This is a genomic window from Prauserella flavalba (assembly GCF_003202235.1).
Taxonomy (GTDB): Bacteria; Actinomycetota; Actinomycetes; order Mycobacteriales; family Pseudonocardiaceae; genus Prauserella_A; species Prauserella_A flavalba.
Map to the genome: position 1 here is coordinate 183,531 of NZ_MASU01000013.1, position 11,652 is coordinate 195,182.

At 69.9% G+C, this 11,652-nt stretch carries 13 protein-coding genes; 9 read left to right on the top strand and 4 right to left on the bottom strand.

The window, feature by feature from the left end:
- Window positions 1–49: 49 nt before the first annotated feature.
- Window positions 50–715: a response regulator gene (locus BA062_RS28145; RefSeq protein ID WP_110341897.1), complete on the bottom strand. Its 666-nt coding sequence runs from the start codon at window positions 713–715 to the stop codon at window positions 50–52.
- Complete coding sequence (locus tag BA062_RS28150) at window positions 712–1,839, bottom strand: sensor histidine kinase (protein ID WP_110341899.1); 1,128 nt, start codon at window positions 1,837–1,839, stop codon at window positions 712–714. Before BA062_RS28150 ends, BA062_RS28145 begins: the two co-directional genes overlap by 4 nt.
- Before the next feature lie 130 nt (window positions 1,840–1,969).
- Here BA062_RS28150 and BA062_RS28155 point away from each other — a divergent pair, with 130 nt between their 5' ends.
- From BA062_RS28155 to BA062_RS28170, 4 genes are all read left to right on the top strand, one after another.
- Complete coding sequence (locus BA062_RS28155; RefSeq protein ID WP_110341901.1) at window positions 1,970–2,812, top strand: class I SAM-dependent methyltransferase; 843 nt, start codon at window positions 1,970–1,972, stop codon at window positions 2,810–2,812.
- Entirely contained in the window at window positions 2,809–3,381 is a 573-nt protein-coding gene (locus BA062_RS28160; RefSeq protein WP_110341903.1) for an eL24 family ribosomal protein, read from the top strand. The genes BA062_RS28155 and BA062_RS28160 overlap by 4 nt, the downstream gene beginning before the upstream one ends.
- Before the next feature lie 98 nt (window positions 3,382–3,479).
- The gene (locus BA062_RS28165) at window positions 3,480–4,082 is read left to right on the top strand and encodes a TetR/AcrR family transcriptional regulator (protein ID WP_110341905.1); all 603 of its coding nucleotides are present in this window, start codon (window positions 3,480–3,482) and stop codon (window positions 4,080–4,082) included.
- Window positions 4,083–4,086: 4 nt separating this feature from the next.
- The gene (locus BA062_RS28170; RefSeq protein WP_110341907.1) at window positions 4,087–4,557 is read left to right on the top strand and encodes a nitroreductase family deazaflavin-dependent oxidoreductase; all 471 of its coding nucleotides are present in this window, start codon (window positions 4,087–4,089) and stop codon (window positions 4,555–4,557) included.
- Window positions 4,558–4,623: 66 nt separating this feature from the next.
- On the opposite strand, the gene BA062_RS28175 is transcribed toward BA062_RS28170, so the two are convergent.
- Entirely contained in the window at window positions 4,624–5,598 is a 975-nt protein-coding gene (locus BA062_RS28175; RefSeq protein ID WP_110341909.1) for a sugar-binding transcriptional regulator, read from the bottom strand.
- 128 nt (window positions 5,599–5,726) lie between these two features.
- Between BA062_RS28175 and BA062_RS28180 the strand changes: the two genes are divergently transcribed.
- From BA062_RS28180 to BA062_RS28200, 5 genes are all read left to right on the top strand, one after another.
- Entirely contained in the window at window positions 5,727–6,746 is a 1,020-nt protein-coding gene (locus BA062_RS28180; RefSeq protein WP_110341911.1) for a zinc-dependent alcohol dehydrogenase family protein, read from the top strand.
- Window positions 6,739–8,103, top strand: a complete 1,365-nt coding sequence (locus tag BA062_RS28185; protein WP_110341913.1) for an ABC transporter substrate-binding protein — start codon at window positions 6,739–6,741, stop codon at window positions 8,101–8,103. The genes BA062_RS28180 and BA062_RS28185 overlap by 8 nt, the downstream gene beginning before the upstream one ends.
- Entirely contained in the window at window positions 8,100–9,032 is a 933-nt protein-coding gene (locus tag BA062_RS28190) for a carbohydrate ABC transporter permease (protein ID WP_110341915.1), read from the top strand. The genes BA062_RS28185 and BA062_RS28190 overlap by 4 nt, the downstream gene beginning before the upstream one ends.
- On the top strand, window positions 9,029–9,838 hold the full coding sequence (locus BA062_RS28195) for a carbohydrate ABC transporter permease (RefSeq protein ID WP_110341917.1): 810 nt from the start codon (window positions 9,029–9,031) through the stop codon (window positions 9,836–9,838). Before BA062_RS28190 ends, BA062_RS28195 begins: the two co-directional genes overlap by 4 nt.
- A gap of 229 nt (window positions 9,839–10,067) precedes the next feature.
- The gene (locus tag BA062_RS28200; protein WP_110341919.1) at window positions 10,068–10,889 is read left to right on the top strand and encodes an SAM-dependent methyltransferase; all 822 of its coding nucleotides are present in this window, start codon (window positions 10,068–10,070) and stop codon (window positions 10,887–10,889) included.
- Between the two features lie 131 nt (window positions 10,890–11,020).
- Here BA062_RS28200 and BA062_RS28205 read toward each other — a convergent pair whose 3' ends face one another.
- Window positions 11,021–11,650, bottom strand: a complete 630-nt coding sequence (locus BA062_RS28205; protein ID WP_110341921.1) for a GntR family transcriptional regulator — start codon at window positions 11,648–11,650, stop codon at window positions 11,021–11,023.
- Window positions 11,651–11,652: the final 2 nt, after the last annotated feature.

Consider the following 11,652-nt stretch of genomic DNA (forward strand, 5'->3'; position numbering starts at 1 on the left):
TCGTGATCCATGAACTGAAAGCGCTTTCAGCGCTCACAGATCCAGAAGCTTACAAGCTGCGCTTCGGCGAAACCAGCCCCGACTCGTAGGCGAACACCACGAGCTGCGCCCGATCCCGGGCGTGCAGCTTGGTCATCGCCCTGCTGACGTGGGTCTTCGCGGTGGTCGGGCTGATCACCATGTGCTGGGCGATCTCGTCGTTAGACAGGCCGCGCGCGACGAGCGCGACCACCTCGCGCTCGCGGTTGGTGAGCCGCTCCATGCTCTTGCCGATGTCCGGTTCCGGCAACCGCGACACGAACTCGGCGATGAGCCTGCGCGTGATCGACGGCGCGAGCAGCGCGTCGCCGCGCGCCGCGACGCGCACGGAGTGCAGCAAGTCCGCCGGGTCGATGTCCTTCACGAGAAACCCGCTCGCACCGGCCCGCAGGGCGTTGAACACGTACTCGTCGAAGCCGTAGTTGGTCAGCATCACCACGTGCACGCCGTCGAGCCGGGGGTCGGCGACGATCCGCCGCGTGGCCTCGATGCCGTCGAGCACGGGCATCTGGATGTCGATGAGCGCGACGTCGGGCACGGTCTCCGCGGCGAGCTCGGCGCCGTGTGCGCCGTCCGCGGCCTCGCCCACCACCTCGATGTCGTCCTCGGCCTCCAGCAGCGCGCGGAAGCCACCGCGGATGAGCGCCTGGTCGTCGACGAGCAGTACCCGGATCACACGCGCTCCCGTACCGGGAAGACGGCCTCCACCGTGAACCCGCCCTCCGGCCCCGGCTCCGCGCGAAGGCGCCCGCCGAGCGCGGTGACCCGTTCCCGCATGCCGATCAGCCCGACGCCGGGGATCGCCGCTCCCCGACCGCCCGCGCCGTCGTCGTCGACCCGCACGGTCAACTCGTCCGCGCCGTAGCCGATCGTGACCGTCGCCGTGGCCTCGCCGGCGTGCCGCGCGACGTTGGTGAGCGCCTCCTGCACGATCCGGTACGCGGCCCGGTCGACGTCGCGGGGCAGTGGGTGCGGCTCGCCCTCGACGGTCACCGTGGCCGGCACCGCGGCGCGGCGTACCAGGTGGTCGAGCCGGGCGAGACCGGTTCCGGTGTTCTCGTCGTCGGCGCGCAGCACCTCCAGCGTCGCGCGCAGCTCCCTGGTCGCCTCGCGGCTCGCGTCCTGCACGGCCACCAGCGCGTCGGGTACGTCCTCGCCGCGCTTCCTCGCCAGGTGCACGGCGACGTCGGCCTGCACCTTGATGATCGAGATCTGGTGGGTGAGCGAGTCGTGCAGCTCACGGGCGATGCGGAGCCGTTCCTCCCCGGCCCTGCGCAGCGCCGTCTCCTCGCGGGTGCGCTCGGCCTCGGCCGCCCGCTCACGGGCCTGCTCCAGGTACGCGCGCCGATGCCGCGTCACCTCGCCGAGCACGAGTGCCGCGACGAACCAGCCGACGGGCAGGATCGCCTCCTGGATCGCCTGCCCGGCCGCCGTCCCGTCGTCGGTGCCGGCGAGGTTGGTCGCCACCGCGAACACCGTCAGCGGCGCGGTGACGGCCAGCGCCAGCACGCGGTGTCCCACGGCGGTGACGGTGTAGACGGCGACGAGCACGGGCACCGTCGCGATCGGCCCCGGTTCGACGCCCGCCGTGTAGGCCAGCCCGCACCCGAGACTGATCGCGAGCACCACGCGCGGAGCCCGGTTGCGGAACGCGATCACGAGCGAACCCACCAGCAGCACGGCGTAGTCGAGTGCGGCCGGCTCCGCGGGGCCGGCGACGGCGTCGAGCACCGCGAGCGCGGTGATCCCGGCCGCCAGCGCGGTGTCGAAGGGATCGAGCAGGTCCCAGACGTGTGCCATGTCCGAACACTAGCCGCAGAACACGCCGATTCCGTTCTCCAGCGGGAGTACTTCCCGGGGAGTAGGCGCGCTGCGGAAACGCTTCGCACGACCGACGCGGGCAGGGCGCGACGGCGGAAGCATCGTCGGCATGCAGACCATCGTGAACCTCGAACAAGCCAGGGCGTGGAACGGCGCCGAGGGCAGGCACTGGGCCGACCATGCCGACCGCTACAACGCCGTCAACGCCGGAATCAACGATCCGCTCTTCGCCGCGGCGGCGATCGGCGCGGAGGACCGGGTGCTCGACCTCGGATGCGGCACCGGGCAGACCACCAGGATCGCCGCGGGCCTCGCGAACGCCGGCAGCGCGTTCGGCATCGACCTCTCCTCACCGATGCTCGAACGGGCGCGGGAGGCGGCCCGCGCCGAGGGCATCGAGAACGTGACCTTCGAGCAGGGTGATGCCCAGGTGTACCCGTTTCCCGAGTGCGGGTTCGACGTGGCCATCAGCCGGGCGGCGGTGATGTTCTTCGCCGACCCGGTGGCGGCGTTCACCAACATCGGCAGCGCGTTGCGACCGGGCGGGCGGCTCGCCTTCGCGGCGCTGGGCGACCTGACCGGGAGCGACCTCGGGGACCTTTACGCCACGGTGTTCGGGCGGTATCTCCCGGAGCGCTACGGCGAGCCGGGTGAGGCGGGTCCCGCGTCGCTGGCAGATCCCGGGCGGGTCACCGGCGTGCTCACGGCCGCGGGGTTCACCCGCGTGACGGCGACCCCGCTGAGCGTGCCGATGCGCTTCGGCGCCGACGCCGTCGACGCGGCGGAGTTCCTGCTCTCCTTCGGCCCGATGCCGCACTTCCTGCGGGCGGTCGGCGAGGCGGAGCGGGTGGGCGTGCGCGCGGCCCTGCTCATCGAGCTCGGGAGGCACGAGCGCGCCGACGGGGTGTCGCTGTCCTGCTCGACACTGCTGGTGAAGGCGGTGCGGCCATGATGTTCGTGGAGGTGTTCGCACCCGAGGGCTTGCTGACCGGCGAGCAACGCGACCGGCTCGCCGACGACCTCGTGAACGAGGTGGTGAAGGCCGACTCCGCGCCGCCCGAGGTGCTGGAGGCGCAGCGCGCGATCTCGCACGTCGTCTTCCACGAGGTCGGCGCCTGGTACACCGGGGGCCGCCGCGCGGAGCACCGGTTGCTCGTGCGCGTGAGCGTCCCGGAGGGCTGGCGCGAGGACATGAGCCCGTACCTCGTCGAGACCTACGGCAGGCTGCTGGCCGATCCCGGGGCGATGGTGCACGTCGTCGGCGTGCCCGAGGGTGGCATCGGTCTCGGCGGCCAGGTGCTGCGTGCCAATGACATCGTGCGGCTGATCACCAGGCCGTTTCGCGAGTCGGGCGCGCCGAGGGCCGAGCCGCCGCCGGGCTCCGGGCTCGACCCGGTGTGCGGCATGTTCGTCCCGTTCGAGCACGCGGCCGGGGTCGCCGAGGGCGACGGCACCAGGTACGCCTTCTGCAGCAAGGGCTGCCACGAGGTATTCGCTGAGGAGCAGACCCGATCGCGGTGAAGGCCACCCCGACCGCAGTGAAGGCCACCTTCACTGCGTTCAACGCAGTGAAGGTGGCCTTCACTGCGGATGGGTGAGGCGCGTGCTAACTTGGCCGAGTGACAAAGTTAGGCGATCGACCAAGTTCGCCGCGCGGGCGGCGCCGGAGGCAGCAGCTGGTCGAGGCCGGCGTCGAGCTGCTCGGCGAGGGCGGCTGGTCCGCGGTCACGACGCGCGCGGTCGCCGAGCGCGGTGGTACCAACCAAGGGCTGATCCACTACCACTTCGGCGGCCTGCCGGGGTTGCGCGCGGAGATCGCGCGGCGGGCGGGCGAGCTGGTGATCGCGCCCGTCGTCGACGGCGTGCTCGCCGCACGCGACACGCGCGAGATGCTCGACGTGCTGCGCGAGGCCGTGCCCGCGATCACCGCAGACGAGCGCATCGTCTGCCTCAGTGTCCAGCTGATCGCGGGCGCGGTCAGCGAACCCGCACTGGGCGAGCTCTTCCGCGATGGGATGCGCGAGGCACGCGCCCGCGTCGACGAGCACCTGCGTGAGCTGCACCCGCGGCTGTCCGAACAGGACCGCGAGGGCGCCGCGGTGTTGCTGGCCGCGCTCGTCGACGGCCTCGTCCTGCACGTGCTGCTCGACCGGGAGCTGCCGGTCGAGTCCGCGCTGACAACGCTGGGGCGGCTCGCCGCCGCCGTGGAAGGGGAGGACTGACCGCATGGAGATCATCGCCCAGCCAGCGCCGCCCAGGGGGCTGACCAGGCTGCTGTATCGCTTGCCGAACAAGCTGTACCGGGCGGGGTTCGGCAGGCTGGTGCCCGCCCGCCTGCTCTACCTGGTCCACATCGGACGGAAGTCGGGCAGGCGGAGGACCGTGGTACTCGAGGTGGTCGGGCGCAGGGGCGGCTCCTATGTCGTGTGTTCCGGGTTCGGGCCCTCGGCCGACTGGTACCGCAATGTGCTGGCGACGCCGGAGGTGGACATCCAGGTGCGAGGCACTCGGTCGCGGGCGAAGGCCGTGGTGCTCGACGCGGAGGAGGGCGCCGAGATCATGGCGGAGTACGGCGCGCGGCACCCCCGGCTCGGCCGGAACCTGGCGCGGTACATGGGTTTCGCGGTGGACGGTAGCGAGGCCGACTTCCGCGAGGTGGGTCGTCGCCGCCCGTTCGTGCGCCTCGACCCCCGGTAACCCGTTCATGCGGAGGAGGCCACACCCCGGCCGCAGTGAAGGTCACCCACTCGGGTGGGTCTGGGCTCAGGGGCGCTTGGCGGCGAGGGCCAGGGCGTCGCGGGCGGCGTCGGCGTCGGTGATGAGGGTCGACACCATGCCCGAGCGCAGTACCGCGTCGATCGCCTCGGCCTTCGGCCTCGTGTAGCCCAGCGCGATCACCTCGGGCACCTGGCGCAGCTCCTCGTGGCTGATCGCCAGCACGTGGTGGGCGAGCCCGGTGGAAAGCGCGTTGCCGTCGGCGTCGAACAGCCTCGCCGCGACCTCGGCCTTGGCGCCCCGCTTGCTGATCGCATCGCGCTCGGCGGGGGAGAGCGAGTCGTACACGGTCGACTCGTTCTCCTGCCACGCGCCGATGCTGACCACGGCCTTGGTGAGGTTGCGGAACTGCCCGAACGTCTCCGCGATGCCCGGCTGCCTGCGCAGCGTCTCCGTGGTCCGCCGGTCGGGCAGCACGAGCGGCGCGAAGATCGGGTAGGCCTCGCCGCCGGACACCCGCGCGAGCCTGCTCACGGTCTCCACCGACCGGTCCCGCATGTCCATGCCGGCCTGCACTCCGCACAGCTGCACGATCGGGCAGCGCGGCAGCGTGTCGATCTGCTCGGTCATCACGTTCACCGAGCGCGCCCACGACAGCCCGATCACGTCGTCCCTGGTCGCAGTCTCCGCCAGCAAGCGGGCCGCGAGCGCACCGATTCGCCTGCGCAGCTCCGGCCGCGTCTCGCGGTGTTTCGCTCGTTCGAGCACCAGAGCCTGTTCGAGGCCGTAGGCGGAGCGCAGCTCGTCGCACAGCCCGGGGTCGAGTGGCGCCGGGAGGTCGAACTCCACCCTTACCAGGCCCGTCTCCCTTGCGGTGTCGAGTATGCGGGCGACCTTGAACCTGCTGAGCCCGAAGGCTTCCGCGATCTCCAGCTTCGACTCGCCCCGGACGTAGAAGCGGTGGGCGATCGAGGCCGCCTGAACCGAGTCAGAGAGGCCGAGAGGCCGACGTCGTGCGCTCATCTGAGCACTATAGCGCGAAATTGAGCCGAAAGGTTGACGTAACACCAGGGGGAGTCTTTCAATGCCAGGCACATGCACTGTGGTTAATAGTTCGTAAAGTGCTCAGATGAGCAAGGAAAGTGGGTGGCATGCGCGCCGCGATCGTCGACCAGCCGGGGTCCATCAGAGTCGGGGACGTGCCGGATCCGAAACCGGGTGAGCGGCAGGTCGTGGTGAAGGTGGGCGCGTGCGGGATCTGCGGGACCGACCTGCACATCGCCGACGGGCACTTCCCGCCGACGCCCTACCCGATCGTGCCCGGCCACGAGTTCGCGGGCGAGATCGTGGAACTCGGCGCCGACGTGCCAGGGGGCTGGCGGGTAGGCGACCGCGTCGCCGTCGACCCCTCGCTGTTCTGCGGCTACTGCACCCCGTGCCGCTCGGGGCACGGCAACCTGTGCGCCAACTGGGGAGCGACGGGTGACACCGTCGACGGCGCCTTCGCCGAGTACGTCGCCGTGCCGTCCGCCAACTGCTACCGGCTGCCCGACGCGCTGACCTACCAGCAGGGCGCGCTCGTGGAGCCCGTCTCGTGCGCGGTGCACGGCGTGCGCAGGGTCGGCGTCGAGGCCGGGGAGCGCTTCCTCGTGATGGGCGCCGGCACGATGGGCCTGATCATGCAGCAGCTGCTCCAGCGTGCGGGCGCGCGCGTCACCGTCGTCGACCGCAACGCCGCCCGCCTGCCCAGGGCCACCCAGCTCGGCGCCGAGGCCGTGGTCACCGATGTCGCCGAGCTGAACGGCGAGAAGTTCGACGCCGCCGCCGACTGCACCGGTGTGGTGCTCGCCATCGAGGCCGCTTTCGACTCGCTGCGCAGGGGAGGCCGCCTGCTCGTCTTCGGCGTCGCGCCCGAGGAGGCGCGCGTGGCACTGTCGCCGTTTCGCATCTACAACGACGAGATCACCGTCGTCGGCTCGATGGCCGTGCTCAACAGCTTCGGTGCCGCACTCGACCTCGTCGCCGCCGGTGCGATCGACACCGCCGCGCTGCTCACCGACACGCTGCCGCTCGAGCGGTACCCGGACGCGCTCGCGCTCATGCGCAGCGGTTCCGGACTGAAGGTGCAGGTTGTTCCAGGAGGTATCCCAGGAGGCAGCAACGATGCGTAACGCCTTCGGCAGGCGGCGGCGTGGCCGGCTGTCAGCGGTCCTGTTGTCCGCACTACTGCTGGTCACCGGTTGCGCCGGGGCGGGAGCCATCGGCGCGGGCACGCAGACACTGGTGATCGCGATCGTCGCCAACCCGCAGATGAACGACGCCATCGCGCTCTCCGACCGGTTCGAGCGCGAGCACCCCGGCATCGAGCTGAAGTTCGTGTCCCTGCCGGAGAACCAGGCCCGCGCGAAGATCACAGCCTCCACGGCGACGCAGGGCGGCGAGTTCGACGTGGTGATGATCAGCAACTACGAGACGCCGCAGTGGGCTGCCAACGGCTGGCTGGAGAACCTGCAGCCCTACATCGACGCCAGCGAGGGCTACGACGCCGGCGACTTCATCCCGAGCATCCGCCAGTCGCTGTCCCACGAGGGCTCGATGTACGCGGTGCCGTTCTACGGCGAGTCGTCGTTCCTGGCCTACCGCAAGGACCTCTTCGAGCAGGCGGGCATCACGATGCCGAAGAACCCCACGTGGCAGCAGATCGCCGACTTCGCGGCGAGGCTGCACGACCCGGCGAACGGCGTCGCCGGGATCTGCCTGCGCGGCAAGCCGGGCTGGGGCGAGAGCCTCGCGCCGTTCACCACCGTGGTGAACACGTTCGGCGGCCGCTGGTTCGACCGCGACTGGAACGCCCAGCTCACGTCGCCGGAGTTCAAGGCGGCGGCGAACTTCTACGTGAACCTCGTGCGCGAGCACGGCGAGACGGGTGCCTCCAGCGCCGGGTTCTCCGAATGCGGCACGCGCTACGGCCAGGGCCAGGCCGCGATGTGGTACGACGCGACGGTGATGGCCGGTACCAACGAGGACCCGGCCAGCAGCACGGTCGCGGGCAAGTCCGGCTACGTCGCCGCACCGGTGGAGAAGACCGACGCGAGCGGCTGGCTCTACACGTGGTCGCTGGCGATGCCGAAGGTCACCGAGAACAAGCAGGCCGCATGGGACTTCATGCGGTGGATGACCGACAAGCGGTTCGTGCAGACGGTGGGCGAGGAGTTCGGCTGGAACCGCGTGCCGCCGGGCTGCCGCCAGTCCACCTACGACATTCCCGAGTACCGGGAGGCCGCGAAGGCCTACGCACAGCCGACCCTGGACGGCATCCGTGATGCCAGCCAGGACAAGACGATGACCGAACCGGTGCCCTACCCGGGAATCCAGTTCGTCGGCATCCCCGAGTTCCAGGACCTGGGCACCCGGGTGAGCCAGCAGCTCTCCGCGGCGATCGCGGGACAGAAGTCGGTCGACGAGGCGCTGGAGCAGGCACAGGAGTACGCCGAGACGGTCGGCCAGGCCTACCGGGAGACCCAATGACGACGACCGAGGTCGCTCCTGCCCGGGCCGGTGAGAGCACCGGGCAGCCGAAACCACGCAGGCACGCAAACCCGTGGAAGCGCAGGGCCCCGCTGCTGCCCGCCCTGCTCTTCACGATCGCGGTGACGCAGATTCCCTTCCTGGTCACGGTGTTCTACTCGTTCCAGTCGTGGAACCTCGTGCGCCCCGGCTCGCAGCACTTCGTCGGCTTCCAGAACTACGTCGACGTGTTCGCCGACAGCACGTTCCGCGGCGCGATGCTCAACACCGTCGTGCTCACGGTGGTGTGCGTGTTCGTCTCGATGGCGTTAGGGCTGGGGCTCGCGCTGCTGCTCGACCGCAAGTTCACGGGACGGGGTGTGGTGCGCACGCTCATCATCACGCCGTTCCTCATCCTTCCGGCGGCCGGTGCGCTGCTGTGGAAGACGACGATGTTCGACCCGGTGTACGGGCTGCTCAACTTCGTGCTCGGCACCGACATCGACTGGCTCTCGGAGTTCCCGCTCGGGTCGGTGATGGCCCAGGTGGTGTGGCAGTGGACGCCGTTCATGACGCTGCTGATCCTCGCCGGGCTGCAGGCGCAGTCGAAGGAGGTGCTGGAGGCCGCGCAGGTCGACGGCGCCGGGCGGTGGCGCACGTTCGCCTCGATCACGTTGCCGCAGCTGAGCCGCTACCTCCAGCTGGCGGCGCTGCTGGGCGCGATCTACATCGTCAACTCGTTCGACGCGATCTACCTGATGACACAGGGCGGTCCCGGCACGGCGAGCACCAACCTGCCCTTCTACATCTACCAGCGGGCGTTCGAGGGCTTCGACGTCGGCCAGTCCTCGGCGATGGGCGTGATCGTGGTGATCCTGACGCTGATCGTGGCCACGTTCACCCTGCGCCTGATGTTCCGGACCTTCGACGTGAGCGGGGGTGTGAAATGAGGCTCGGCCGCATCTCGCTGACCGCGTTCACCTGGCTGATCGCGATCCTGTTCGTCTTTCCCGTCATCTGGATGGTGCTGACGTCGTTCAAGACGGAGGCCGACGCCTACACCGATCCGCCGAGGCTGTTCTTCTCTCCGACGCTGGAGCAGTTCGCGGGCGTGTTCGAGCGCGGGTTCCTGCCCTATCTCGCCAACTCGGCGTTCGTGACGGTGGTGTCGACGCTCGCCGTGCTGGTGCTGGCGATCCCGGCGGCCTACGCGTTGTCGATCGCGCCGGTGAAGGGCACGAGCAACGTGCTCGGCTTCTTCCTGTCCACGAAGATGCTGCCGATCGTGGCGGCGATCATCCCGCTCTACGTGATCTCGCAGAACGTGCAGCTGCTGGACAACGTGTGGGCGCTGAACATCCTCTACACGGCGATGAACCTGCCGCTGGCGGTGTGGATGATGCGCTCGTTCTTCCTCGAGGTGCCGAAGGAGATGATCGAGGCCGCGCGCGTCGACGGCGCGAAGCTGCCCATGCTGCTCTACAAGGTGGTGCTGCCCGTCGTGGCGCCCGGCATCGCGGCGACCGCGCTGATCTGCGTGATCTTCTCGTGGACGGAGTTCTTCTACGCCGTCAACCTCACCGCCGCGCGGGCGGGCACCGTGCCGGTGTTCCTGTCCGGCTTCATCACCAGCGAGGGCCTGTACTGGGCGCAGCTGTCGGCCGCGGCGCTGCTCGCCTCGCTGCCCGTGATGATCATCGGCTGGATCGCGCAGAACCACCTCGTCCGCGGCCTCTCGATGGGCGCGGTCAAGTAAAGGATTCTTGTGTTGCTCACAGCCACCACCCGGAGTGATAAGGGTGTCACTCTGGGTGTGCTGGCCCTGTCGCGACTCGGCGCCAAGGTGCGTGAGCGGGGTGAGATCCACGTCGTCGATCCCGAGACGACGTTGTCGATCACCCGAAGCTCGCAACCGCAGTGACGCCGTGTGGCGGAACGGCTACGATGTCCAGCGTCCCGCACATGGTGAGGAGAGCGAGTCTTCAATGTCCTCCGACAGCGCAGCAGTCGACTCCGAGATCGTCGTTCTGGACAACGGGGTGCCGACAGCCGCCCGTGTCTACGACGTCATGCTCAACGGCAAGGACAACTACGCCATCGACCGGCAGGTCGCCGAGGCGAGTCTGTCGGTGATGCCGGAGCTCAAGGAGATCGCACTGCACAACAGGGCGATCCTGCACCGCGTGGTGCGCCACCTTGCCGCCGAGCAGGGCATCACGCAGTTCCTGGACCTCGGTTCCGGGCTGCCCACGGTGCGCAACACGCACGAGGTCGCCCAGGAGGCGAACCCCGACGCGAAGGTCGTCTACGTCGACATCGACCCGATCGTGCTCGCGCACGGCAGGGCGTTGCTGCAGGACAACGAGAACACACGCGTCGTCACCGCCGACCTCCGCAAGCCGAAGGAGGTGCTCGCGCATCCCGACGTGCAGGAGCTGATCGACTTCAGCAAGCCGGTGTGCGTGATGCTCGTGGGCATCCTGCACCACCTCGCCGACGACGAGGACCCGAAGGGCATCGTGCAGGCCCTGCGGGACGCCGTGGTGCCCGGTTCGTACTTCTTCATCACGAACTTCACGCGCCTGTCCGACTCGCCGGAGAGCGAGGAGCTGGAGAAGGTCCTGCTCTCGCAGCTGGGCACCGGCCGCGTCCGGACCCCGGCCGAGCTGGAGGAGTTCTTCGAGGGCCTGGAGATCCTGCCGCCCGGCATCGTGCCGCTGCCGCTGTGGCGCCCGGACGAGATCGTCACCGACGCGACGACGATCGGCGTCCGCTTCATGACCGGCGGGGTCGCGAAGAAGAACTGACCCGATGCCTGCGGGGTCAACCGTGGTGGGGCCAACGCAGTGAAGGCCACCATGACTGCGCTCAACGCAGTGAAGGTGGCCTTCACTGCGTTCAACGCAGGCAAGGTGGCCTTCACTGCCTGACGGCGGGCTCACGGGATCCGCACGGCCGGGGCGGGTCCGAGGTGGCGGCGCAGGAGCGTCGAGGCGGCCCGCAGCTCGCCCGCCAGCACCAGCTCGGCGATCTCGATGTGCTCGGTGACGGCGTGCTCCACCCGGTGGTCGAGCAGGCCGTAGTGCAGCCGCGCGTGCCGCGCCCTGCCCTGCACGGTGACCAGCGTGGCCACCAGCTCGGCGTTGCCGGCCGAGCCGAGCAGGGTGGCGTGGAAGCGGTCGTCGTGCACCACGAACTCCGCGGGCGTGGGCGCAGGCCCCGCCCGCAGCGCGTACCAGCGTTCCAGCTCTGCGGTCAGCACGGCCGGATCGTGGCGCAGCGACGGCTCCTCCAGGCAGCGCTCGAGCCCGCGCAGCTCCACCGCGACGGTCACCTCGTGCAGCTCCCTCACCGTCGCGAGGCTGGGCACGACCAGGCTGTAGCCGTACTCGTCGCGCCGCACGAGCCCGTCGGCGACGAGCCGGGTCAGCGCTTCGCGCACCGGGGTCCGGGACACCCCGAGGCGCTTGGCGAGCCTCGCCTCGCTGAGCCTGCCCGCGTCGCCACCGAGCACCTCCTCGCGCAGCCGCACGTACACCTGTTCCCCCAGCGGGGTTCCCCTGGACATCG